General features: G+C 59.3%; 23 protein-coding genes and 6 pseudogenes. 11 read left to right on the top strand and 18 right to left on the bottom strand.

Features of this window, described 5'->3' with window-relative positions:
• Positions 1-563: 563 nt before the first annotated feature.
• The 5 genes and pseudogenes from PZL22_RS25485 to PZL22_RS25465 all read right to left on the bottom strand — a co-directional run bounded on the left by PZL22_RS25485 (position 564) and on the right by PZL22_RS25465 (position 3,684).
• Positions 564-1,283: a nickel/cobalt transporter gene (locus PZL22_RS25485; protein ID WP_088198302.1), complete on the bottom strand. Its 720-nt coding sequence runs from the start codon at positions 1,281-1,283 to the stop codon at positions 564-566.
• 4 nt (positions 1,284-1,287) lie between these two features.
• Positions 1,288-1,718: pseudogene (locus PZL22_RS25480) on the bottom strand (YqaA family protein).
• On the bottom strand, positions 1,715-3,037 hold the full coding sequence (locus tag PZL22_RS25475) for an MFS transporter (protein WP_088198300.1): 1,323 nt from the start codon (positions 3,035-3,037) through the stop codon (positions 1,715-1,717). The pseudogene PZL22_RS25480 and the gene PZL22_RS25475 overlap by 4 nt, the downstream one beginning before the upstream one ends.
• A 12-nt stretch (positions 3,038-3,049) precedes the next feature.
• Entirely contained in the window at positions 3,050-3,325 is a 276-nt protein-coding gene (locus PZL22_RS25470; RefSeq protein WP_010967860.1) for a metal-sensing transcriptional repressor, read from the bottom strand.
• A 188-nt stretch (positions 3,326-3,513) separates the two neighbouring features.
• Positions 3,514-3,684 (bottom strand): hypothetical protein, encoded by a 171-nt coding sequence (locus tag PZL22_RS25465; protein WP_164825407.1) that lies wholly within the window; start codon positions 3,682-3,684, stop codon positions 3,514-3,516.
• 1,166 nt (positions 3,685-4,850) lie between these two features.
• Here PZL22_RS25465 and PZL22_RS25460 point away from each other — a divergent pair.
• Entirely contained in the window at positions 4,851-5,192 is a 342-nt protein-coding gene (locus PZL22_RS25460) for a hypothetical protein (protein WP_013845580.1), read from the top strand.
• 57 nt (positions 5,193-5,249) lie between these two features.
• The gene (locus PZL22_RS25455; protein ID WP_003528336.1) at positions 5,250-5,372 is read left to right on the top strand and encodes a hypothetical protein; all 123 of its coding nucleotides are present in this window, start codon (positions 5,250-5,252) and stop codon (positions 5,370-5,372) included.
• 272 nt (positions 5,373-5,644) lie between these two features.
• Here PZL22_RS25455 and PZL22_RS25450 read toward each other — a convergent pair.
• The 6 genes and pseudogenes from PZL22_RS25450 to PZL22_RS25425 all read right to left on the bottom strand — a co-directional run.
• Positions 5,645-5,740 (bottom strand): annotated as a pseudogene (locus PZL22_RS25450) (TA system VapC family ribonuclease toxin); the annotation flags it as partial.
• A 103-nt stretch (positions 5,741-5,843) separates the two neighbouring features.
• Positions 5,844-7,496: an IS66 family transposase gene (gene tnpC, locus PZL22_RS25445; protein ID WP_284718771.1), complete on the bottom strand. Its 1,653-nt coding sequence runs from the start codon at positions 7,494-7,496 to the stop codon at positions 5,844-5,846.
• 62 nt (positions 7,497-7,558) lie between these two features.
• Positions 7,559-7,912, bottom strand: coding sequence for an IS66 family insertion sequence element accessory protein TnpB (tnpB, locus tag PZL22_RS25440; protein WP_010975401.1), 354 nt, complete (start codon positions 7,910-7,912; stop codon positions 7,559-7,561).
• Complete coding sequence (gene tnpA / locus PZL22_RS25435) at positions 7,909-8,352, bottom strand: IS66-like element accessory protein TnpA (RefSeq protein WP_017273156.1); 444 nt, start codon at positions 8,350-8,352, stop codon at positions 7,909-7,911. The genes tnpB and tnpA overlap by 4 nt, the downstream gene beginning before the upstream one ends.
• Before the next feature lie 84 nt (positions 8,353-8,436).
• A pseudogene (locus tag PZL22_RS25430) lies at positions 8,437-8,727 on the bottom strand (PIN domain-containing protein); the annotation flags it as partial.
• 395 nt (positions 8,728-9,122) lie between these two features.
• Positions 9,123-10,028 (bottom strand): LysR family transcriptional regulator, encoded by a 906-nt coding sequence (locus PZL22_RS25425; protein WP_284718770.1) that lies wholly within the window; start codon positions 10,026-10,028, stop codon positions 9,123-9,125.
• A 96-nt stretch (positions 10,029-10,124) separates the two neighbouring features.
• Between PZL22_RS25425 and PZL22_RS25420 the strand changes: the two genes are divergently transcribed.
• On the top strand, positions 10,125-10,445 hold the full coding sequence (locus tag PZL22_RS25420; protein ID WP_088201064.1) for a nuclear transport factor 2 family protein: 321 nt from the start codon (positions 10,125-10,127) through the stop codon (positions 10,443-10,445).
• Positions 10,445-11,224, top strand: a complete 780-nt coding sequence (locus tag PZL22_RS25415; protein ID WP_127527224.1) for an SDR family oxidoreductase — start codon at positions 10,445-10,447, stop codon at positions 11,222-11,224. Before PZL22_RS25420 ends, PZL22_RS25415 begins: the two co-directional genes overlap by 1 nt.
• A gap of 21 nt (positions 11,225-11,245) precedes the next feature.
• Here PZL22_RS25415 and PZL22_RS25410 read toward each other — a convergent pair.
• Positions 11,246-11,357: pseudogene (locus tag PZL22_RS25410) on the bottom strand (MarR family transcriptional regulator); the annotation flags it as partial.
• Positions 11,358-11,365: 8 nt separating this feature from the next.
• Positions 11,366-12,025, bottom strand: coding sequence for a DUF924 family protein (locus PZL22_RS25405; RefSeq protein WP_127527225.1), 660 nt, complete (start codon positions 12,023-12,025; stop codon positions 11,366-11,368).
• Between the two features lie 104 nt (positions 12,026-12,129).
• Between PZL22_RS25405 and PZL22_RS25400 the strand changes: the two genes are divergently transcribed.
• Positions 12,130-13,053: a LysR family transcriptional regulator gene (locus PZL22_RS25400; protein ID WP_127524759.1), complete on the top strand. Its 924-nt coding sequence runs from the start codon at positions 12,130-12,132 to the stop codon at positions 13,051-13,053.
• 191 nt (positions 13,054-13,244) lie between these two features.
• Here PZL22_RS25400 and PZL22_RS25395 read toward each other — a convergent pair whose 3' ends face one another.
• Together PZL22_RS25395 and PZL22_RS25390 are read right to left on the bottom strand one after the other, a co-directional pair.
• The gene (locus PZL22_RS25395) at positions 13,245-14,231 is read right to left on the bottom strand and encodes an SDR family oxidoreductase (RefSeq protein WP_127621741.1); all 987 of its coding nucleotides are present in this window, start codon (positions 14,229-14,231) and stop codon (positions 13,245-13,247) included.
• On the bottom strand, positions 14,228-15,319 hold the full coding sequence (locus PZL22_RS25390) for an alkene reductase (RefSeq protein WP_127621742.1): 1,092 nt from the start codon (positions 15,317-15,319) through the stop codon (positions 14,228-14,230). The genes PZL22_RS25395 and PZL22_RS25390 overlap by 4 nt, the downstream gene beginning before the upstream one ends.
• Before the next feature lie 83 nt (positions 15,320-15,402).
• Between PZL22_RS25390 and PZL22_RS25385 the strand changes: the two genes are divergently transcribed.
• From PZL22_RS25385 to PZL22_RS25370, 3 genes are all read left to right on the top strand, one after another.
• Positions 15,403-16,278 (top strand): LysR family transcriptional regulator, encoded by an 876-nt coding sequence (locus PZL22_RS25385; protein ID WP_127621743.1) that lies wholly within the window; start codon positions 15,403-15,405, stop codon positions 16,276-16,278.
• A gap of 422 nt (positions 16,279-16,700) precedes the next feature.
• Positions 16,701-17,048 (top strand): hypothetical protein, encoded by a 348-nt coding sequence (locus PZL22_RS25380; protein WP_127527229.1) that lies wholly within the window; start codon positions 16,701-16,703, stop codon positions 17,046-17,048.
• A gap of 171 nt (positions 17,049-17,219) precedes the next feature.
• On the top strand, positions 17,220-17,432 hold the full coding sequence (locus PZL22_RS25370) for a hypothetical protein (protein ID WP_284718820.1): 213 nt from the start codon (positions 17,220-17,222) through the stop codon (positions 17,430-17,432).
• Between the two features lie 67 nt (positions 17,433-17,499).
• Here the strand turns inward: PZL22_RS25370 and PZL22_RS25365 are convergent, their stop codons facing one another.
• The gene (locus tag PZL22_RS25365) at positions 17,500-19,254 is read right to left on the bottom strand and encodes a cation:proton antiporter domain-containing protein (RefSeq protein ID WP_127621745.1); all 1,755 of its coding nucleotides are present in this window, start codon (positions 19,252-19,254) and stop codon (positions 17,500-17,502) included.
• Between the two features lie 200 nt (positions 19,255-19,454).
• On the opposite strand from PZL22_RS25365, the gene PZL22_RS25360 reads away from it, so the two are divergent.
• Together PZL22_RS25360 and PZL22_RS25355 are read left to right on the top strand one after the other, a co-directional pair.
• Positions 19,455-20,171 carry a fimbrial biogenesis chaperone gene (locus PZL22_RS25360; RefSeq protein WP_127527231.1) on the top strand — a complete coding sequence of 239 codons (717 nt, stop codon included), beginning with the start codon at positions 19,455-19,457 and terminating at the stop codon, positions 20,169-20,171.
• 248 nt (positions 20,172-20,419) lie between these two features.
• Positions 20,420-20,921 (top strand): annotated as a pseudogene (locus PZL22_RS25355) (LabA-like NYN domain-containing protein).
• A gap of 530 nt (positions 20,922-21,451) precedes the next feature.
• Here the strand turns inward: PZL22_RS25355 and PZL22_RS25350 are convergent.
• Positions 21,452-21,685 (bottom strand): hypothetical protein, encoded by a 234-nt coding sequence (locus PZL22_RS25350; RefSeq protein ID WP_127527232.1) that lies wholly within the window; start codon positions 21,683-21,685, stop codon positions 21,452-21,454.
• 319 nt (positions 21,686-22,004) lie between these two features.
• Positions 22,005-22,541 (bottom strand): annotated as a pseudogene (locus PZL22_RS25345) (class I SAM-dependent methyltransferase).
• 164 nt (positions 22,542-22,705) lie between these two features.
• Between PZL22_RS25345 and PZL22_RS25340 the strand changes: the two are divergent.
• On the top strand, positions 22,706-24,181 hold the full coding sequence (locus PZL22_RS25340) for an FAD-dependent oxidoreductase (RefSeq protein WP_127527233.1): 1,476 nt from the start codon (positions 22,706-22,708) through the stop codon (positions 24,179-24,181).
• Positions 24,182-24,248 lie beyond the last annotated feature (67 nt).

Below are 24,248 nucleotides of genomic sequence, written 5' to 3'. Positions count from 1 at the left end.
CAGACCTGAACAATCAGATCGTACTGACAAAACCCAAGCTGCATAGCTAAGTTGTCAGGCCCCCCGGTTGGTCCTTGAGGATTCGGAGGCCTTGCTGCCGACGTGTAGCCCCTCTTACCTCCTTCAACGGATCGAGCCAGCCGGGTTAACCCTCGCAAGAAGTCGCATGCATACTGGCCAGGACTGCACCACTTCCGTTTGCCGAGTTCTCCGATCTCGACAGCGGCCCTGGTTCGTGGCGCCAGCACCATGTGAACCGGCGATTTACGAATGGATTCGATTACCTGCATTGCGTCGGCCAGATCCGAAACGACAGGCACACCATGTACCAGACTGCTGATATCCATCTCACTTTCGCTGTCTAGAGCGTCATAGAAGTCCTTCACGAACAGCACGCTGCGGCCAGTCCTGGCGGGCGCTCTCTTCGCCGCCTCGTTTCGAGCATGGCCGTTGCCATCGGCGGTGCGTTGAAGATCGTCTACGATCTGCTGTGGCTGATGCAGTTTCCGGCGGTTGAGGCCGCTGGAGGAATGCTGACGCGAGCCGCTGCTGCTAACCCTTTTTCAACGGATGAAAATCTCACGCATTGCGATGACTACTAAGATCAGACCTGTGAAGGCTTCGACAAACTTTGATATTTTGACCAGGAGGGCGTGCCGGGTCGCCAGCAGTTTCTCCATTCGCGTCCGGAAGAAGACGGTCACCAGTGCAACGCTCGAGAGGGTGATTGCCACACCCGTCATCATGACGAGCGCGAACATGATCCCGGCCCCGGGTACGCCGCGTGATATTGCGAAGGTCATGACGAACAGCGTCAAGGGACAGGGGATCAGACCGGCCATGAAGCCGACGGCAACACCTTCTCCTTCGCCGTGGACATGAGGCGGCCGGAAGCAGACGCTCCACAACATCCAGGCTCCGATGAGGCCGAGCAGACCCCGGCTCACGTCCTCGAGCAGCGGCGCCGACCCGGCGCTTCCAAGCATAAGCGACACGAGCGGCAGCGAGAACAGGGCTATGACCACGGCCATCGTCACATGCGTGGCGGACAGTGCCAAGGAGACCACCAGCCCGCGCCGCATGCCGGCCGACGCACCGGTCAGGTAGGTGGCAAGCACAGCCTTGCTGTGGCCGGGCGTCATCGCATGCACAGCGCCGAAGATGATCCCCATCGGCAGGAAGGCCAGGAAGTCCGTCCAGCCACCGCCATTCGCGATGGTTTTGATATGCTCGGCGAAGGCGAGATAGATGTCCCGCTGGATGTCTACGATCGCCTGTAGCAAACTTTTACGCCCAGTTCAGAGTAACGGCCGCCACGGCCAGGTAGCGTGTCACCTTGGCGACCGCCACCGACAAGACAAAATGCGTTAGTGGCTCTTTCATGACGCTGCCGCCACAGTCAATGGATCGCCGATGATCGCCATCCAGCTGAGGAGTAGCGACCATTTTCCATAACGATGGATACCAGTGCTGCGCGCCGCTCTAAGTCCAGCATCGCTCACCGGAAACCAGCGTTTTTGCCGGAATCGCTCCCTACCGCGGTCGATCAGCCAATTCACGACCGAGCGAGGACGTTGCCGAGGCTCGCGATGGCGAGGGGCAGCCAAGGCGTGTAGCCGGCAGCGAGCAGGACCGCCAGCTTCGGACTGCATCAGCAGGATCGTGGCGGCGGCCAGTGCGATCAGGAACAGCCCGGCATCGACGGCGAGTTCGCTCATTGCTCGGTCGGCCAATCCGGATGATGGCTGTCGATCACGAAAAGATGGATGTGTCTGTGTCGGTTGCCGACCCGCGTTGCACCGACGAGATGCGGGTGGTCCACGGGAAGGGCGTCGTGGACATGCTCGATTTCCTCGGGATCGTGCACCGGCCAAATTCGCGTGGCGATCAAGATGGCGGTGGCGGCAATCACCCCAAGCAAGGCAAAAGTCGCCGACAGACCGACCTTGGCTCCAAGCCATCCGGCCAGTGGATAGGTGATCAACCAGCAGGCATGCGACAGAGCGAACTGCGCGGCGAAGAGCGCGGGTCTGTCTTCTGGATGCGCCGAACGGCGCAGCAGGCGGCCGGATGGCGTCTGTGTAAGCGAATAGCCGACGCCGATTGCCAGCCACAGCGGCAGCAGCAGAGCGAATCTCGGTACGAACACGCCGATGAACAGCCCTGCAACGAGAACGGCGGCCCCCGCCAGCATGGCAGTGCGGTCTGGCATGTTGTCGAGCAGTCGCGGCAGCAGCAGGGCGGCAATCATTGAGCCGACGCCGAACGCCGCAAGCGCCACGGCCGTGTCACGTTGAGCGAGGCCGAATTCTGCCTGCACCAGCACGACGGTGTTGACGATGACCATCGACCCTGCCGCCGAGACCGCGAGATTGAGGGCTAGCAGGCCGCGCAGGCGTGGCGTGGCGAGATAGATGCGCAGGCCACGTGTCGTCCGATCATAGATGCCGCGGCGTTCCGACGCCTTGGGGCTCGGCAGCACGACCGAGACAACCAAGGCCGCCGATGCGAGGAAGCCGACTACTGTTCCGGCGAACAGGCTGTGGAAGCTGACCACGGTCAGAAGCGCGGCCGCCAGCATCGGACTTGCGACGCTTTCGAGATCATAGGCAAGCCGCGAAAGCGACAAGGCGCGCGTGTATTCCTTTTCGTCCGGCAGGACCTCTGGAATGGTAGCCTGGAAAGTCGGCGTGAAGGCGGCGGATGCCGATTGCAGCACGAAAATTAGCACGTAAACCTGCCAAACCTCGGTCACGAAGGGCAGGAATACTGCGACGGCTGCCCGTACGAGATCGAGGCAAACGAGCATCGAACGACGGGGAAGTTGCTCGGCGAACGCGGCGGCCACAGGTGCAACGCCGACATAGGCGATCATCTTGATTGCGAGAGCCGTGCCCAGCACCGCCCCGGCGTCCGCCCCCGCGAGGTCAAAGGCCAGGAGCCCGAGCGCAACGGTAGCGAGACCTGTGCCAACAAGTGCGATCACCTGTGCCAGAAACAGGCGGCGATAGGTGCGGTTGGCAAGGACCTGCAGCATGTCGGGAGCGCCTCAGAGATATTTGGTGATCGATTTGAACTCATCTATCGATTGGCGTCGGTCGCGGGGGAGAGCGCCGATTGTTTCTTCGAGGCAATGGTCGAGGTGGTCCTGGATGAGTGTCCGTTTCGCTTGAGCGATCGCCTTTTCAACAGCATGGAGCTGCTGGGCGATGTCAAGGCACGGCCTCCCCGACGCGATCATCGCAATGACGCTTTTCAGATGCCCTTCGGCCCGCTTCAGCCGCTTGACGATCTCGGGATGGCTTTCGTGTTTGTGCTCGGTCATACTGGCCCTCCTATCCCCCTGGTAGGGATTAATCAATAGAGCGATTTTTGTTCGACTTTATGAACACGGTTATCAGTGCACCCATGATGCTCTGAAGGCGCCAAAGACTGCCGACTCTTTTCACCACCTTCGCGGCGGGCATCGCTATGCTCTTCTACGCGTACTGCGCACCTGCCACGCACTCGCCGCTACAGCATTCGGCTCAGACCAAGATGGTCGCGGTGGACAGTCATTCCCATGAGCACGGCGACCACTCGCACGATGATCTCGATTTCCTCGGCAACACGAGCACGGCTCCCGACCACCATGCCGACCATACCCACGAAAAGACCGAGCTGATGGCGGCGGACGCGTTGCAACTCCGCTGCCCGTCGACCCGAAGTTTCCCCCGGCGACCGCTAGCCTGAGGGAAGGACCGGCCTATGGCATTGAGCGCCCGCCACGCACCCCAATGTTGAGCTGATCATCGCCACCTTGGCGGCTGTTCAACACTTCCAAGGAAACTCATTATGAAACAACCGCCTCTCGTGGGCGGCAGCCGTGCCATTGCGCCCGGTTCGGCCAGCTGAACGTCCACGATTTGGCAATCGGAAACGGTATGGAGATGTCGATGCCCTGAGGCACCTCTCTAATCATACTTAAAGGGGTACTTTGGTGTTGACCGGCAAGAGGAGCCCGTCGAGCGGGCTCCTCTCTAAAAAACAATCACATCCTTGAGCGTCTTCAATAGATAAACTTCTGATGGGTCACCGGGTATAGCCCCCTAGACCTCTCTGGTCCAATCACTTTAGTTATTCGTACTTTGCAAAGGCCCGGCCGCCATGACTATAGGGCCGACAGTGGGCCTGGGGGCGGACAGACCGTTCTCAATCAGGTTGAGTGAAAAAGACAGAGGCAGCCCCGTATCCACTCGCTCAACCTCGCTGGCACGATAATTCTCGGCTATCATTGCACTATTCGCCGTGGCTTGGCTCGTAGTTTGAGGAGTAAGCCGGCCGGCACCATTCCTTGCGGCCGCTTTGAGATCGCATGGCTCGCCGCCAGCCAATTTCGAAAGGGGCAGAACGCGGGTGGCGTACAGAAATTGCTGAAACTAACGAAGAGCCGCCAAGCGAGATATCGTGCCGTACTGGACCGGATCCACGTTCGTCGGGCTTCTACTTGTTGTGCTCTAGTTTCTCAAGCGTTCACGCCATATTCATCAATACCAAAAGTCACCCAAGGAACCCCAATCGATCTGTAAAAGTTGAGGATGAGTGCACCAGGATTTAGAAAACGCTTATTTTATATCGAGACAAATCTTCGCGTTCTGAGAAAGATTCATGTTGAGGCGCCGCGACGTTGAATTTTGTTCAATAAACATTCGGTCATCAATTAACAAATATATTTCGTCGATGATCGGCAGTCTTTGTTTACTTTATTGGTTTTTGAGCGCACTGTAAAAATCTGGATTGCCATTGGCTCCTGGTCTGAGCGAGGGCCCGCAACGATCCCGATAGTCAACCTGATTAGAGGGAATGAAATCATGACACTCGATCAAATTCTAGAACGGACAAAGCCCTATGCGATTGGTTTAGTCGTTGGGCTTATCGCTGCGCCGATCATCGGTTTCAATGCCGGATGGATTACCACGACCAACGCCAGCACCCTGGCGGCAGAGACGGCCAGAGTGGATGCACTTTCGGGAATCTGCTCAACTGCGGCAGGGCGAATGGCTACTGCCAGCAGCACCGACCTCGCGGCGCTCAAGGGCTACGACAACCGTGCGAAGCGCGACGAACTCGTAGCAGTCATTATGGCGGATATCCAAGTTCCAGCGGACGTCCTGGGCAAGGTCAGCACGAGTTGCAGTCGATCACTATCCTGAAGCACGGTTGCCGCCGCGCTTTGGACATCTCAATCAGACGGAAATCAGGAGACCGCAATGAAAAGCTTCATTCCCGCCCGCTTTTATACCTATGATTTCTCGCGGCTGTTCGTAGCACTTGCGTTTACTCTGGCGATTGCAGTGATTGTCTATGCGTCCCTATTCGGAAGCATCCTGTAGTCGTCTGCGAATATCGGCCGTATAATCTGGAACGCATCCTGGGAAGGACATGCGGGATGCGGCGCCGCAGCGATAGCTGCTCCAGGTGGGCAAGGGTCGGTCTAGACCGGCGAGAAGGTCTAAATTTGATGCCGCGCGCTGTCAGAGCTCTGGGACGCAGGTTACCCCGGCGGACCGGGGCGGACGGTGGGAGTTTTCGGCGGCACCTTGGGCGAAGAGCGGGACTGTTCTCGTCCTGTGTTGAAAAGACCGCATAATATATCGACGGGGACTCACGACTTATTTGCGGTGATCAGGTGCAAGGCAGAATTGCCCCTTGTGACCGCCGCTGCTGACAGCTTGCGATCGAATGTCGCCAGCTGATCGCCACCCGCCGTATGCGACGTCCACGCCCCATTGATTTTTCAGTTGCGGCGATCTGAGGCCGATCCTCGGCGGTCAAATGAGCTCACCGAAGAGTACCTGACGAGCTCATTGTGAGGCCGTGATGCGGGCGGCATAGGCCCATGGCATCAGGGCATCGATGTCTTTGGCGAGGTGGCCGTTTGCGAGGCGGGTGAAGAGGTTGCACAGATAGGCGTAGGGCTCAACGCCGTTCATTTTACAAGTGCCGATCAGGCTGGCAAACCGGGCCCAATTGCGGCCCCCTTCATCGTGCCCCGCAAAGAGCGCATTGCGGCGGTTCATGGCGGGTCGGCGGATCGCGTTTTCCACCAGGTTGGAGTCGATATCGACGTGGCCGTCGTCCAGGTACAGCCGGAAGCCGTCCTGCCGCGTTAGCATATAGGCCAGGGCTTTTCCGAGGTCAGACTTGCGTGAGATGCGCTTGGCTTGCGCTGCCAGCCAGGTGAAGAACGCGTCCACCAGCGGGAGGGAGAGGTCCTGTCGAACTGCCCGGCGATGTTCGGGATCTGAGCCCCGGATGCTGTCTTCGATCTTGTAGAGCGCGGCGATCCGCACCAGCGCCTCGTCGACGATGGGCGATCCACTCTTTGGCGTGGCCTTGATCAGCTTTCTGCGCCCGTGCGCCCAACAGAAAGCCAGCCTCAAGGGATCGCCACCCACCCGGTCCGACGTGGCGAGGTGAGAGTAACCACCGTAGGCATCCACCTGGATTGTCCCGTTAAACCCGTCGAGGATTTCAGCGGCATATTCGCCTTTACGCCCAGGTCGATAATGGAACACCACGCCCGACGGCGCAGAGCCATTCCAGCCGCGATCGTCACGCAACACGGCCCATAGATAACCGGTCTTCGTCTTGCCTCGCCCCGGATCCAACACCGGAGCCGTGGTCTCATCGACATAGAGCCGCGTGCTTTCCCACAGCAGCCGTTTGGCCATATGGTCGACCACCGGCGCGATCGCAGCACCCGTCCTGCCCATCCAATCGGCCAGGACGGTGCGGTCTATCGGCACCCCGTGTCGCGCCATGACCTCGGCCTGCCGGTTGAGCGGCATATGTTCGGAATGCTTGGAGACGGCAATCTCAGCCAGAAGGGCTTCGGTCGGCCAGCTCCCTTCTAAGAGATGCGCCGGCGCTCTGGCCTGGACGATGCCCGTTCGACCCTTGGGGCAGGCGTATTTCGGGCGGATCGTGACGATCACCTCGTAGCGTGCCGGGACCCGGTCGAGCCGTTCCGTCCGATCCTCGCCGATCCGGACCATGTTGCCGCAACCGCAGGGACAAACGATGCTCTCAGGCTCGATCACTCTCTCGACCCGCGGCAGGTGTTCGGGCAGTGCACGGGCCTTACGCTCCTTGCGAGGAACGGCCTTGTCCGGATCGGATGCGCTTGCTTCGATCTTTTTCTCGACGGCGGCGATCCGCGCCTGTGTTTCGGCAATCGCCGTTTCAAGGTCTTCCAGCGCCAGTTCCATCTGCGCCGGATCGAGCTTTTCCGATTTCGGCCCGAACTTCGTGCGCCGATAGTCGTGAACCTGCCCCTCAAGCTTCTCGATCAGTTCCTTCAACTCGGCGATGAACGCGTCCTTTTCGGCCACCACAGCCTGCTCATGCTGACGCGCAGCACGCTCGACCGACAGCTCGAACTGCATCGCCGCAAACGCCTTCACCACCTCTGGCGGAAGGTTCGGAAACAGGCTGAGATCAAGGGGAGACGACATGCGGCCTTATAGCAAGGCAGCACAAAAAAGCCAAATAAAACAATGCAAAGACGGCCGGATACTCACCCTGCCGCCGACGGCGCCGTCACCCGTTGCGCCATCACCCGTCGCCAGTCAAGACCTTCGAACAAAGCCTCATATTGACCCCTGGAAAGACGCATCGTCCCATCCTGAACCTTGGGCCAGGCAAAGCTTCCATGTTCAAGAATTTTGTAGGTTAGCACCATTCCGGTGCCATCCCATACCAGGATTTTCAGACGATCACCGCGCTTCGACCGGAAGATCACCGTCACCCCGGAATGCGGGTCGAGCTTCAACTCGGTCTGCACCATCAGAGCCAGCGCCTGATGCCCACAGCGGAAGTCCACCGGCCGCGTTGCAATCAGGATCGGCAGTCGTTGGCCCGCGACGATCATACCGGCGCTCGCATGGCTCGCACCAGAGCCGCCACACGTTCAACCGGCACATCGCCGGGAACCCGCAACACAACGTCCGGGCCGATCTCCAACGTCAAGACCGACGAAACCGCCTCCGACAGCGGCGGCGCCAAAACACTCACAGCCTCGCTCGGCTCTGCCGCAATCGCCAAAGGCACAAATGCAGGCTCGGCATCGCCGCTCTCCGACAGGCCCGGCATAGCCTCAAACGGCAGCGCCAGAATGCCCTCGCGCGCTTGTCGGCGCCAGAAGGAAAGCTGGTGCGGAACAACGTCATGACGGCGCGCGACATCAACAACACGAACACCAGGCTCAAGGCTTTCCGCGACGATCCGCGCCTTCACAGCATCCGGCCAACGTCGGTTTCCGCGGCGCGGCTCGACAACTTCGTAGCGCCCAACAAATCCATCATCTGCCATGCAAATCTCCAGATAGTCCTGGAAACCTTTTCGCACGCCCAGCCAGCCTCAAAATACAGCCTGTCCAATGGGGCGGAGACGGCGCTTACCACCCGCCTTCGCAAGCGTACACAGATAGGTGTCAGTTACCTGCCCAAAAGTTAGAATTTCGTGGGAGCAACATCGCCTGACGCGACAATGCTCATATCTTCCGGCCAACAACTATTGCCGGGGAGCGACCGCAATTTGCCGACGATCCGGATGACGCCATTTTCGGTTATGGGGCAGGGGCCTCCGCGGTCTGACCTACCGCCGCGAACCATTCGTGCGCGTCATCATAGCGTATATGGCGTGGATCGATCAGGGCAGCACATTGACGTCGAGCAGAAAAGTCACGGCAGTTCGACGTAATAAAATTCCTCTCCTGTCGCGTCGGCCGGACGCACCGCCCTCGAGATCGTCAGCGGCTCGCCGCGGCCGGCTCCGTGAACGCTCTTGCCAGCTCGGAAATGACCTCGCCGATACTCCGCTGTTGCTGGGTTGCCATTGCCCTCGCGGCGATCCGGACACCGTCGTCGATCGAAAGGGTCGTTCTCGTGTCCGCCTCATCGCGCATTAATCATCACGTATCGTATGAGCAAGAGGTCCGGAGTCATTGAACCAATCTGTTCATCGGCCGGACGGTTTGAAATTATCGAAAACACATCTCAAATCTGTGCGCCACCATTGGTCGCAGGTTCGAATGTGCTTAAGAGCGAGGCAATAGGTCTAAGGCGCGCTTCGTGAGCGAGTCACTCAGCCGCGCGTCGCGAGAACTCACGCGCTAGTTCCAAGAACGCTCTGACTCCGGCCGATAGATTGCGGCGCCCAGGATAGTACAAGCAAAGCCCGGGATACGGCGGCGTCCAGTCTTCGAGGACACGGACAAGGCGCCCCGCCTTGATGTCCGGGAGAATTACCTGTTCTATGGTGTAACCCACGCCGGTACTTTCAAGCACCGCAGTCCTCACGAGGCTGGCCTCATCCAGTGTGATTGGTCCCCGTACATCGATTTGCAATGGTTCGCCGTCTTTTTCAAACCGCCATCGGAACAGGGAGCCGTCAGGCAGCCTGACGCGAATGCACCTGTGATTGAGAAGATCCGGAGGAACGATGGGCTTGCCATGTTGCTCGAAGTACTTAGGAGAACCAACAACGGCGTGTCGCTGAGGCCGGCCGAGCGACACGGCGATCATGTCGCTGGGAACGAGACCTGCAACCCTGACGCCCAGATCGAATCCGTCCTTGACGATATCGACCATTTTTCCTTCAGTGACGATATCGACATTCATGTCGGGATAGCGGCGCAGAAACTCAAGCACGAGTGGTGAGATGATGGCGCGCGCCGCGAAGGGCGCCGCGTTGATCCGTATTGTTCCGGAAGGTGTCTCGCGTTGCGAGCGCACTGAATCCAGAGCGGCATAGAGATCCTGGAGTGAAGGCGCGACCTGCTGCACAAAGAGCCTGCCCGCATCTGTCAGCGATACGCTGCGCGTGGTGCGGTTGAACAATCGAACGCCCAGCCCTGCCTCAAGCCTGCTTATTGTGTGGCTCAGCGCGGTCGTGGACATACCGAGATCGATGGCCGCGGCGCGAAATGTCCCGCGCCGGGCAATAGCGATAACTGCTTCAAGTTCCTTCAGGTTGGCTTGTTCCATTGTCCCGATCTATTCAATTTCGCATGCCGATTTGTCCCACTTATGTCTGTAATGGTCGAGGGCTAATTAGTAGGTCAGCTCACGAGGAGAAACACGATGGATATGCCCGGTATTGTGAACATGTACTTCGACGCCGACAGCCGCAACGACGCGGATGCGCTGTCGGGAACCTTTGCGCCCGAAGCGGTCGTCGAAGACGAAGGCGCTCGCCATCAAGGCGTCGTCGCAATCCTCAAATGGTGGGTGGCTGCGAAGAAGGCGGCTCAGTACGTTGCTGAACCTTTGGAATCCACGGCCGACGGCGACAGAGCAGTCGTCCGAGCCAAGGTGAGCGGTCAGTTTCCCGGTAGCCCGGTGACGCTCACCTACTACTTCACCATCAAAGACGGCAAGATCGTTCGGCTGGAGATCCAGTGATGACCGAATTTCTCAACCTGAGAGGCAAACGAGCCCTCATTACGGCTGGAACGAAGGGTGCCGGCGCTGCGACCGTCAGCCTGTTTCGGGAACTCGGCGCGCAGGTGCTGACGACAGCGCGGGCGCGTCCAGAAGGCCTGCCGGAAGAGCTGTTCGTCGAAGCGGACCTGACCACTAAGGAAGGATGTGCAATCGTCGCAGAGGCCACGCGTCAACGCCTCGGCGGCGTCGATGTCATCGTCCATATGCTGGGTGGCTCGTCAGCCGCCGGGGGCGGCTTTTCGGCGCTATCGGATGATGACTGGTACAAGGAGCTGTCGCTCAACCTCTTCGCGGCTGTTCGATTGGACCGGCAACTGGTTCCGGACATGGTTGTCCGAGGAAGCGGCGTCGTCGTGCATGTCACATCCATCCAGAGACTACTGCCGCTTCCGGCATCGACGACCGCCTATGCCGCAGCCAAGGCGGCGCTTTCGACCTACAGCAAGGCGATGTCGAAGGAAGTTTCGCCCAAAGGTGTCCGGGTCGTCCGGGTGTCGCCGGGCTGGATCGAAACAGAAGCCTCGGTCCGCCTCGCCGAGCGCCTGGCGAAGCAGGCCGGAACAGACCTTGAGGGCGGCAAAAAGATCATCATGGACGGACTGGGCGGCATTCCGCTCGGTCGTCCGGCAAAACCGGAAGAGGTCGCAAACCTGATCGCATTCCTCGCCTCGGATCGCGCCGCTTCGATCACCGGTACCGAACACACGATCGATGGGGGTACGGTGCCCACAGCGTAGGCGCCAACATGCACCTGCAAATCAGGCGGGCGCGTCCCACCCGCCGATCTGGGAATAGATCGCGTTGCGGAGATGACACACGTCGCGGTTCAGAAACGGCTAACTCCGTCGGCGTCTGGGTCGAGGCCTGCAAGCACCTCCTCATCCAGCAAACCCGCCCTCGTCCAAAAACCGCTGTTCCTCCTCCGTCATCGTCCGCCCAAGAATGACGTTGCGGTGCGGGAATCGGCCGAAGCGGTGAATGATGGCGTGGTGGCGCTTTGCGTTGGACAGGCTCGGCTCTCCCAGGCGTCCGGCGAGCTCGACGGATCGCTCCTGATCGGCGAGCTTTTCAGAATGGCCGAAAGGGAGATAGAAAAAGAGCTGCAGATCGGGCGGTCCTTTGAGATCGTAGCCAGCGTCGACCGCGGCCCGCGCAGTGCCAAGCGCCAGGGGGTCGGTGTCGTACATACGCGGCGTGCCGCGAAAGGCATTGCGCGGGAATTGATCGAGAAGAATTAGCAGCGCCAGCGTCTTTTCCGGGCAAGCGGTCCACTTAAAAAGTTCGCCGCGCCTTGCCGCTTCGTAGGCAGTGAGGAAGCGCTCGCGAAAGGCGCGGTCGAACTCGGCGTCCTTGGCAAACCAGCGCGTCAGCCCGGCCTCGCGCCAGAAATCGATGACTGCCGTCGCCTCAGTCGGCGCCGCGAGCGCTTCGCGCAACCGCCTGTTGAAGACCGGATCCGCCGTCGCGGGGCTTTGCGCCTGGGTCGCCGGTAGGCTGCGCAGCGCCAGCGATTCGATGTACCAGGTGAAATCGCTCATAACTTTCTTCCGTAGCGTTTTTGGTGGAGACCGTGTGGCCTCGCCTGTAGCAGAGAGAACTACGCTGCTGTTCATGCTGAATAAAGTGATATAACTTCAGCATTATGCTGAATGACATCGACATATCCCGTGCCGATCTCAATCTCCTGGTGCTCTTCGAAATGGTGCTGGAGGAGAGGAATGTCGGTCGCGCGGCCGAGCGGCTGAACCTCTCCGCCTCCGCCGTCAGCCACGGTCTTGGCCGCCTCCGGAGGTTGCTCAACGACCCGCTCTTCCTCAAGACGCCAAAGGGAGTGGTCCCAACCGAGCGCGCCAGGGCGCTCGCGGCGCCGATCGCCGATATCCTGGCGCGGGTGAGAAGCGTGATTTCGACCGCCGAGCCTTTCGATCCGGCACACACCTGCCGTCGCTTCACCATCGGTACGGCCGATGGCTTCTCGGTGTTCCTGCCGCCGCTGCTTGACGAAATCGCCCGCAAGGCGCCGGGCATCGATATCGTCGTGCGCCATATGCAGATGGAGTCGGCTCTTTCCGATCTCGACGACCGGTTGATCGATGTCGCGGTCGCGCCCTTTTACGAGCTGCCTGCCCGCTTCGCGGCGCAAAGGCTCTACGAGGAAGAATTCGTGGTGGCGGCTCGGATTGACCATCCGTTCCTCAAAAACTCGACGCTCGAAAACTATTGCCGCATGCAGCACCTGCTCGTCGCCCCCAGAGGCGATCCCCGGGGCCTCGTTGATCAACTGCTCGAGAGCCGCAACCTTTCCCGCCGGGTCGCGCTAGCGGTGCCGAATTTCATGCTGGCGCTCGATCTCATCGTGAAAACAGAACTGGTATCCGTACTGCCGAAGCGCTTCGTCGAGATGCATGCGGAGCGCTTCGCCGTTGCCACCGCAAAGCTGCCGTTCGATCTTGCCATCAGCTCTATCCAGGCGGTTGTGCCAAAGGCGGCGCTGATGGATGCCGGTCTCGTCTGGCTTCTCCAGGTGCTCGGGCGAACGGACTGCGACGCCGAGAGCTCGCTGTAGCGAATTGCTCGTGTCCGTCGTTGCCTTCCGCAGTGGGCCATGGGGAAACCCGCTTGGGCGCATCTCGGTGACGTCAACTTGACGAGGAGCTTCTTCCAAATGGTTGGAGCTTTTCCTTCCTCCATGATTTTCTAATTCAGCCGAGAGGTAGATGCCATTTCGCTACCCGTGAAATGCCGGCACACTATGCATCACGAAATTAGTTGCTGACTTTTCGCCCATCGCGTGATCGCATCTCGGGATGTAGGCGCAGGTCCAAAGAAGTGCTCTTGCTTCGAAATGTTCGAAACATAGACGCCCTTCTTGAAGAACAGGAACATCTGGATCAGATCGTAGCCAAGCTCGGAAAACAGCTTTACCGGGCGTACGAGCATGCGGAAAACCAGCCAGGGCACAACCCGGACCTTAAGAGATTTCCTCGCAATTTCGGAGACCAGATCGGCGATCTCTTGCTGGCTCTTGGGGCCATCGCGCCAGCCGACATCGATCGTTTGGTTGTTGATCTCACTGCCAGGAAACGTCGCGGCTTTGGCGAGATATGACGCCAGATCATCTGTCAGAACATAGGACCATCTCGTAGTCTTATCGCCCATCGCCAGGAACCGGCCAGCTTGCGCACCCTTCGCAATAAAGTCCGTACTCTGATCGAGAAATGTGGGCGCGCGGACAAATACATACGGAATCCCGGAAGCCTGGATGAGATCCTCGGCCACTTTCTTGGCGTGGAGATGCGGCACTGCTGACGCAGCCTCGCAGCTAACGATGCTGAGAAAGACAAATCGGCCAACGTTGGCTCTTGCTGCGGCCTCTATAAGATGCCTGTTGCCCTGGAAATCCGTGTCGAGGCTTCCCTTCATGTAACTGTTAGCCGAGCTGACGATGACGTCCACGCCCTGCAAAGCACGGTCCAACGACCCTGGATCCATCATGTCCCCGCGCACCCATTCGACATCGGCGCTCTCATTTGACGGCACGCCCTTACGCGACATCGCAACGACGGCAACGCTCGCATCATGCGCTAGCTTGCGGAGAACCTTGGCTCCGAGGAACCCTGTTGCGCCGACGACCAGGACCTTCTTTTTTGCCGTCGCGCCTAAGCTTTCGGTCTCGGCAAGTGCCTTCCTATCCGACGCCGTCGAGGAATGCGGTGATTGCATCAATTTAAAATCTCCTGTCATGAGCGAATATCGGTCCGGGCGCTCAGGACGGGGTAATCGATGTAGCCCTGTGCGGCGCCGCCGAAGTAGGTGTTGCGGTCTGGCTCGTTCAACGCCGCATCAGCCTTCAGCCGCACGACGAAGTCCGGATTGGCCAAAACCATCTGGCCATAGGCTTCCAGATCAGCCAGCCCCGAAGCCACGTCGGCGCCGATCTGGTCGCGCGGACGACCCGGCCGGTTGAGGATCAGCGAATGGTGCCAGAGCTTGCGGACGTCGGCGAGCAACGGCTCGTTGCCCTGGTGCATGATGTGCACATAGGCGAGCCCGAGCTTGTCGAGTTCGGCGACGAGATAGCGGTAGAGGACCGGCCCTTCGACGCCTTCGTCAATCCCCCACATCGTCGTACCGGGGGACAGTCGGATTGCGGTTCTGTCCGCGCCGATCTCCTCGGCGATCGCTGTGGCGACCTCGATGGCGAAGCGGGCGCGGTTCTCGATGGAGCCGCCATATTCGTCCGTGCGCGTGTTGGCACTCGGCGCGAAGAATTGCTGGACGAGGTAGGCGTTCGCGCCGTGTATCTCGATTCCGTCGGCGCCGGCCTCGATCGCAGAGCGGGCCGCGTGGCGGAAATCGGCGACGGTCCGGCGCACTTCTTCGGCCGTCAACGCGCGCGGCGTGGGAATGTCCTGCATCCCTGTCGTCGTGAACATGCCCGCTCCCGGCGCGATCGCGGACGGTGCGACACCCTGGCGATGATGCGGCGTGTTTTCCGGATGCGACATACGCCCGGCGTGCATCAGCTGAATGAAGATGTGGCCGCCTTTGTCGTGCACGGCGGACGTGATCTTCCGCCAACCGGCGATGTGGGCAGGCGTGTAGATGCCGGGTGTGGTGATATAGCCCTGGCCGTCATCCGAGGGCTGGGTGCCTTCAGTGACGATCAGGCCGATGCGGGCGCGCTGGACGTAATATTCGGTAGCCAGCTCTCCTGGCGTACCATCGAAGGCGGCGCGGCTGCGGGTCATTGGCGCCATGACAAGCCGGTTGGGAAGCATGTAGCGGCCGACGCGGACAGAGGTGAAGATGGGATTCATCGGGATCTCCATTTGCTAGAGCCCTTATCCACTATTCCAATTTAAGGATAAATCCGGCAAAATTGAAAACAGTTTTCCATCTATGGCGCAATCACATGAGACATTTGAACGACATGGCACTATTCGTGGAGGTCGCCAGAGCCAGGAGCTTTCGGAAGGCTGCGGAGGCTCTCGGAATGCCAAACTCCACCCTGTCGCGACGTGTCAGCGAATTGGAGAAGGCGATCGGTTTGAGGCTCCTTCACCGCACGACACGCAAGATAGAGCTCACCGAGGCCGGTCAGCTCTATTATGAACGAAGCAAGCGGATCGTCGACGAGGCACGGCTCGCGCACGAACAGCTCGGCGCGATGCTTAAGCAGCCCAGCGGTGTCCTCCGGGTTTCGCTCCCGGTCGATCTCGCTACCTTTTACCTCACGCCGATCATCGGCGAGTTCGCACGGCACTATCCCGGCATCACATTCGAATTTGACCTGACCCCGCGTCGGGTCGATCTGGTCGCCGAACCGTTCGATGTGGCGATCCGCATAGGCAAACTCGAAGACTCCGGTCTAATCGCTCGCCTGATCGGGCGGCATTCGCGCCACCTCTATGCTTCTCCTGGCTACATCGAAGCGTCAGGCGAGCCCGTCACACCGACGGAACTGGCGGAGCATGAATGCATCGGCATGCTGCGAAGCCCGATCTGGAGTTTGCACCAGGGCATGAACAAGGTCGATGTCGCCGTTCGCGGCCGCTTCGCGCTCAACAGCGTCGGCATGATCCGTGCCCTGGCCGTCAACCACCAGGGTATCGCCCTGCTCCCCGAGAAGATCGTTGCTGAGGACATGGCATTCGGCCGTCTCCGACGCATTCTGCCCGAGTGGCAGGGCTCGGCCGTCAGCATTTTCGCCGTCACTGAAACACGCCTCATTCCAGCCAAGACCCAGCGTTTCATCGAATTCCTGTCCTCCAGGTTGATGGAAGCTTGAACATGCTGGAGGTTCTTATGGAAGCACGCGGGATCGGCCGGTTTCGGACAGTCGCGGTCTCGATGGTCTGAGGCCGGATGGGGTTGCAAAGGGGCCCCATGACTCCGGCTTTGGACTCTGCATCCGGTCGAGAGCGATGCAAGCCTCGTGGCGCGCACCGAAGAAAGCCTTCCCGCTCTGTGCTCAAAATATCGCACTGTCGACAGGAACTATCGGCGCGGGAATCGGCAATGGTCAGTTCGGAAGGGAATGACTAATAACGCCCGGTTCCGCCCGAAGGTACCTGCGCCCACGAAAGCGCGTCTATCCATCGTTTGTCCGGGACAGCGTGGCAATCATCAGCGCAGCAATCGAACACCATGGTCTGCGCATCTGGGAAATGGCTTCCTGAACGTCGCCGTATTCAAGCTGGAGGCATCCACTTGACCGCACTGGAGTTTCCCGGCCCGGGACTGACAGTCGACCAATGGAGCCAGATCTCGGTACTCACGACTTCGGTCCGCCCCGGGCAGGCGCTTTGGATCAGTGGATATTTCGTCGGGCTCGATCACGACGCGATCCCCTTGACGCCGCACCTCGCCAAAGCACAGATGATGTTCTTGCCGCCAACGCGCCTTCCCTCACCATTCTTTTCGGCAGCGAAACCGGCAACAGTGCGGCTCTCGCAGAGCGGCTTGCGGATGCCGCGCGTGGGAAGGGGGTCGAGCCCCACCCTCGTCGATATGGCGCACTACAAGCCGCGGAAATTGATGTTTATGGAGGTCCGATGATGCCACCCGATCGCCGCCATGATAGCAGCTCGCAGCCGCTCAGCCGGCTTGGCCCCAACGGGATGCTGAAGGACCGCAGCGACCAGCTTCGCGGTATGGTTGCTGCAGGCGGCCCGGGGGAGGAACTGACGGCCGCTGTACCCGGGGACGACGTGAAGCTGATGAAGTTCCATGGGCTTTATCAGCAGGATGATCGCGACGTCCGCGATGGACGGCGCCGTCGGAACCACCAACACCTACAACCAATTGCTGCAAGATCAGCGAGCCGATGCTCCATTTTGCCGACGTCGGCCTGCGGCCGGTGCGGTGCGCCGACAAACGGCAGCAGTTAGGAGTAGAACACCGTCCGCCGTCTGGCTGGTCATCGCCATTGGTCAGAACTGACTCAGAACGACCGCCTCGGGCAGGCAAGCCTGTCCAAGGCGCGGGAATACCTGAAGGTCCTACAAGGCTACTCGGACGTGAGACGGGACTCGCTATCGCTAGGGGTGGTGGTGTCAGGTGCATTAATTTTGCTTAAGATATGTTCCGAGATGCTCCGAGCAATCTCCTTCTCGCCCATTATGATCAGATCTGCGCCCAGCTTCTTTAAGTACTCGACCTCGGCGTCGGAATGGGCGCGAGCGATAATCTCTAGCTTCGGATTGGTGGCGCGCGCGTGTTCGATGAAATTGCCACTCTCGAATGGATTTGGAATAGCGCTGATCAACCACTTAGCCGAGTTAACGTTGGCGGCCTCGAGTAGCCGTGGCTGAGCGGCGTTCCCTGAAATAACGTCAACGCCGCCGGCGCGGAGTTGATCAGCAACCACTTGCCGTTCCTCGACGATCAGGTATGGCTGCCCTGCGTTCTCCAATGTCTCGGCGACCAGGCGTCCCACGCGTCCATAGCCGACAAGGATTGCATGGTCAGTAAGGCTGGTAATTGTCGGTTTGGGTGTGATGTCGATCCGGCCTTCTTCTTCCGTCCTGACTGGCCCCCGATTTTTGAGCCGTGGCATCAGCCGATCCAATCCGGCAAATAAAAGCGGATTGATGAGGATCGAAAGGATCGCTCCGGCAAGTACCAGGTCACGTCCCGTCTCTGGAAGGAGTTTAAGTTCAACACCTAACCCCGCAAGGATAAAGGAGAACTCGCCGATTTGTGCCAGGCTCAGGCCGAGTGTCACGGCTATGGGCAACGAATAGCCGAACATGAGGGCGATGGCGGATGCGGCTGTAGCATTGCCAATTACGATGATCAGGAATGTTGCAGCGACGAGCAGCGGTTGCTCAATCAAAATCATGGGGTTGAACAACATGCCTACGGAGACAAAGAAGAGCACGGCAAATGCGTCGCGCAACGGCAGCGTCTCCTGAGCGGCCCTTTGGCTCAACTGCGATTCGGCTAGAATCATTCCCGCAAAAAAGGCGCCGAGAGCGAACGAGACACCGAAGAGTTCCGCGGCCCCAAAAGCCACTCCGAGGGCAATCGCCAGCACGGCTAAACGGAAAAGTTCTCGCGAACCCGTATGAGCTACGTAGTGAAGTATCGCGGGAATGACACGCCGGCCGACGATTGCCATGAGCGCAAAGAAGGCGGCGAGCTTGCCCAGCGTAAGTCCGAGCGCACCCGAAATCGTATGCGGCTCAAGAAATGTTAGCATTTCGCTGTTGTGTGGTTCCGCCCGGTTCGCACTACCGCCAAGGACACCGGCGAAGGCTGGCAACAATACGAGCGCGAGGATCATGGCGACGTCCTCGACTACTAGCCATCCGACGGCAATACGCCCTCCATCGGTTTCAAGTTGTCGCTTCTCCTGCAAAGCTCGGAGAACTACAACCGTGCTCGCCACTGACAGGGCCAATCCAAACACAAGGCCAGCTCCGATCGGCCATCCGATCACCTGCGTGACGATGAACCCAAGCGATGTCACCAGAGCCATTTGACCGAATGCCCCAGGAAGCGCGATCGTCCGTACCGAAAGTAGATCGTGCAGAGAGAAATGTAGGCCTATGCCAAACATCAACAGGATTACACCGAGTTCGGCGAGTTGGCGCGCCAACGCTTGGTCTGCAACAAAGCCGGGCGTAAACGGACCAATCAAGACACCTGCCAAGAGGTAACCGACCAACGGCGACAGGCGAAGTCGGTTCGCCAGCGTGCCGAGAATGAAGGCAAGCCCAAGGCCGGCAACAAGGGTAGCGATAAGTGGGGTATGGGGCATTTCTCCCAATCCGGTCGGATTTCATCAGAGGCCAAGTGCTGCACGAACCTAGAAATAATGGACTACCACGTGGATGTCTCGATATCTTTCGCCGCAAATATAGAATGCTGACGCTGGCGTTGAGCGTCGTTGTATGACAATTTCTCGGGTGTGTGGGTCTCGCACAGAAGCCATGCTGACCAATTGGACAGGAGATCGCCATGACTTCCATGCTGATGAGCACCGGCGCAGTTGCTTTGTTCTTACTGTACACCCTCACCGCCAATGCCACTTCGCTCATAATTTCGCCATCCTCCATCGAGCGTGTTGCACCGGATCGAGCAGCGGTTTTCCACCTCAGAAACCAGATGGACCGGCCGATTAGCATAAAGGTGCGGGTCTTCCGTTGGAGCCAAAAAGGCGGGGTAGAGAAACTGGAGCCGACTGGCGACGTGGTCGCAAGCCCGATATCAGCGCAGCTGTCGCCGAACGGCAACCGCGCCGTCCGCGTGGTCCGCGTCAGCAAGGAACCGCTGCGCTCTGAGGAGGGCTACCGAGTGGTGATCGATGAGGCTGATCCAACACGGAACACGCCCGAGGCCGAAAGCCTTTCAGCCCGACACGTTCTGCCAGTCCTTTTCCGTCCGCCGGACGTCCTTGGGCCGGAGATTGATTTGAGTCTAACGCGCTCCGATGGCTGGCTTATGCTCGTGGTCGAAAATAAGGGGGCGAGCAGGCTGAGACTGTCCGATGTGACGCTGGCGCAGGGCGGTGCAGTCATTGCCCGCCGAGAAGGGTTTGTCGGTTATGTGCTGCCGGGCCTGACGCGGCACTGGCGAGTTGGCAGAGAAGGCAGTTATTCTGGTGGCATTGTTACCGTTTCAGCGAATAGCAGCGGCGGCGCGATCGGCGAACAGCTTGTGGTGAGTGGTCGCTAGGGCTCTCGCATAGGTTCCTCCCGGACATTCGAAATACGCCTGTGTCCCACTGTTGACAGAATTTGCGCGTTGGACGATCCGGATCAACGCCGCACACTTCGCATCATCTTTGCCGTGAGGCTTTCTGCGTTAGCTACGACCGGATCGCCGATTTCTGACATAGCGGGAGCTTCTTCACGGACCGTGAATTGGCGCCAACCGGTCCCGCGCCCTGCTGCTCTGCCGAGCGCTCATAAAGAGCACTCTCCATGTTCGGTCAGCGGGAGAAGATAGCTCTCCTCATCGACGGCGCCAACCTGTTTGCCGCCTCGAAGGCGCTCGGCTTCGACATTGGTTATCGCGAGCTGCCGAGATTTTCCGGAATCGCGTCATCTGCTCCGTGCCAATTACGATGCTGCGCTGGTGGAGAACCGGAAAACGGCCACAAACCGCCCCCTGATCGACCTGGCTCGACTACAACGGACACCAGGTGGTGACCACCCCCTCAGAGAATTCACCGACTCGCTCGGCCGTCGCAGGGTCAAAAGCAACATGGATGTGGAGCTGGTGATCAACGCGATTGAGATGTCGAAGACGGCGGATCATCTCGTGATCTTCTCAGGCGACGGCAACTTCATGAGTCTGGTCGTGGCATTGCAACGCAAGGATGCAAGATCTCAGTGGTGTCCGCCATGGCGACGCGGCCGCCGCGAAGTCGATCACTTCATCGATCTGGTCGAGCTCCGGGACCACATAGATACGAGCATTTAGGAAGCGCCGCAAAGCGAAAATGGACACGTAGTAACGACACTTGAGGCGTGAGGCTCCGACAGGGCTCAGGGTAAATAAAGTACGATAAATCGTCGGATCCCTAATTTTTTATTGTTTCTGCAAGACTTCCCGCTAATATCCTTTCTGCAGCGGCCCATCATTCCTGAATTGCCCATAGAACTTCCTGTATTGGCGAGGGGGAAGAAATATTGCGGCGTCGATGCTTTATGTTGCATGAGAATACAGTTTGAACATTGATTGAGCCCGGATCGCAATGGTCCTGGCTTCTTTCGACCTCAAAGATTATTGTAAGACCGGGAGACAAGCCGTTTCGAGACGCGCAAGGCTAACCTTTTCAAAGTCAGCCCTCGTACGCAGCCTTGCTCCTCAGACTGCGAGCCACCCCGGGGCGAGTATCGCGATGGCAAGGAGAATCATGATGCCGGCGAGATTGAACGAGTGCATGGCTGCCTCGTTTGTTCTCAATCGACCGCAAAGAGGACGGGAAGTTCCGTCGTTTGCGTCTCGCCTCAGCAGGACTTCTCGCGCACTTCTAGCTCGGCGTAGTCCATTGCCAAATTACGAAGCACCTCTTTCTCGCGCACACCCGACTGAAAGAGGGCAAAAAGCGTCCTGGCGATAAGCTCGGCCGCTTCGCAATCGCGGCAGAGACCTTTTTCGGTCAGGATTTCGGTGAAAACTTCATCCAACAAATTCACGCCGGCAGGCAGAACCGCATCTGTATGATCGTGAGACTGCAGCATGGCTCGACCTCTTCGAACTGACCTCTAGCAAGCGTCCCCGTACAGTTTGCCGTCAGTGAAATCATGCGCCTCAGGTGGTTCGCGGGCAAGAGGTTTGTTCCTTGCAATGGAGGTCATGACAAGTTCAATATGGTGGGGGGGGGGCTTTCTCGGAGATTTCCGGCCTACGGGTGCTTGGAGGCGCTGTTTCAGGCGATGTTCACGCGGGCCTCCGCAGCATATCGCAGGATGTTCTCGATCTGTGATCAAAGGGTAGCGTCGTACTGCACCATTTTAGTTGTGCATGGATAGACCGATCAACCCGGCCTATTGATCGTCGTCACCTAGGGCGTGCGCTGCCCTCATACATGAACGTCATCGGCTTCGGGCCCGCCATGTAGCCGGTCTCCACCCGATGCGTCGCCAGATCGGTGTGAGCCGGTCCTGCCACCAGCGCATACCGGCATCGGGTGCCAATCCATGTTCGACGAACAGCAGCTTGCCGGCAGGTTTGAGTACGCGCCGCATTTCTGCAATCGCCGCGACCGCCCGGGATCGTGCGCAAGGTCCTGGTGGGTCACGACTGTGTCGACGCTCTAACCGTCGAGGAAGATGGATTCTGCAGATGCCTCGATGAAGCTGCCGGGCATTCCCGGATCCGGCACGCGCCGGGCCATCGCTAGAAGTTTTGCGGCCAGCCCGAGTGCAAGGACTTCCCGCACCGCCGGGCGGAAAAAAGCCAGGTTAAGGCCCGAACCGATGCCGGCCTCAACGCTCGTCCTCCGCCCGCCGATCACTCGCTCTCGATTGGGCTGCAGTCGGTCATGGCATCGAAAGATCACAGCTGTGGCAAGATGATATCGGTGTAGATGCCCATGTGGTGTCTCCGTGCTCACATCGGCGCGCCTCGAAGGTGCTCGGCCATTTACCATAGTCGATTTTAACGGATTGCGTTTGGAGGGCTGCTGTAGAGTTCGGTCCGGAACATTCGCGGACGGCTGTGGTTATCGAAATCACATGCAATCGTAGGACGTCGTCTGGATGGTCAACTTGCCGGGAAATCGCGGAAGCTGCTGGGTGGCCACCGCCGACCGAACGGGCTATCCGCAACTCGAGAGTTCGATACATGCCGAAACCGTGGTCGTCGGAGGCGGGATCGTCGGGCTCACCACAGCGCTGCGTCTCCTTGAGGCGGGACGTTCAGTGATCCTTGTCGAAGCGCTTGAGATTGGCCAGCAGGTGACCGGCCGCTCGACAGCAAAGATCACCACCCAGCACGCGCTGATCTACCGCCATCTGGTCGACACTTGCGGTGTGCCAACGGCGCGCAACTATGCCGCGGCGAATTCGGCAGGAGCCGAATTGATCAAGGACTGGATCCGGGAATATGGGATCGCCTGCGATCTGGAACGCAAGGATGCATACACCTACGCCACGAGCTCAAATGGACGCGGAGAGATCGAGGCCGAGGCAGAGGCTGCGCGGCAAGTCGGGCTGCAGGCGGAGGTATTCGACCGCGCACCGCTTCCCTTCGAGACGGTCGGCGCGCTTTGTTTTGCCGAGCAAGCGCAATTCAATCCGTCCAAATACCTTGGTGGATTGGCGCATACCGTTGCGAACCGGGGCGGTCGCATCTTCGAACACAGCCGCGCGATACTGATAGGCGAGGCGAGCCGGTGGCGCGTCGTTACCGCTCACGGGACAGTTCACGCGGGAAACGTGGTTGTTGCGACCAACATGACCGTCAAGAGCCCGGTAGGGATGGCAAACCGAACGCAGCCGCGGTGTCATACCGCAATGGCCTTCCGCGTTGATGATCCGCTCGTCGTCGATGGTATGTTCATCGGCATTGATGATCCCACGCACTCGTTACGAACCGGCCTGGATGACAGAGGTCCGCTGCTTGTCGTGCTAGGCCCCAAGTTCAACACCGGTCAGGATGGGAACGTCGCGGCACGATTCGTCGACCTGGAAGAGTGGGCGCGAAAGAACCTGCCCGTCGGCGATGTTGCATGGCGTTGGTGCAATGAGGACTACGACACGGCGGATCGAGTGCCATATGTCGGCGAACCGGATCCTCAGAAGGCTCCGGGCTTTCACGTTGCCACCGGCTTCAACGCTTGGGGAATCAGCAATGGCACCGCGGCCGGAGCGGTGATTGCCGACACGATCCAACGTCGTTTCAACCCCTGGCAGGGGCTCTACAACCCGATACGGTCCTACCCCAAGGACTTTCATAAAAATGGCGACAGCCAATCTATCGTCCAGAGCACGAACGACATCCGGATCGGTGAAGGCGGGGTGATTCAGAGAGGCGATGAGAAGATCGCGGTCTGTCGGGCTGCAGATGGATCCTTGCATGGCGTTTCCGCGACATGCACCCATAAGGGCTGCACCGTGACCTGGAACAATGCCGATCGCACCTGGGATTGCCCCTGCCACGGATCGATCTTTGCATCCGGTGGGTCGGTGATCCATGGTCCGGCGCGCAAGCCCCTTGTTCCCGTGAAGCTGTGAAGCAGCCGCAAAGAGCAGGTGAACGCCTTCGAACGACGCCATCCTCTTTGCTTGGGGACGTGCGGCT

This window comes from Ensifer meliloti (assembly GCF_030064585.1).
In the GTDB taxonomy this organism is placed as follows: domain Bacteria; phylum Pseudomonadota; class Alphaproteobacteria; order Rhizobiales; family Rhizobiaceae; genus Sinorhizobium; species Sinorhizobium meliloti.
Note: the sequence above shows the minus strand (reverse complement) of the source record. Positions and strands in the feature narration are given on the sequence as shown.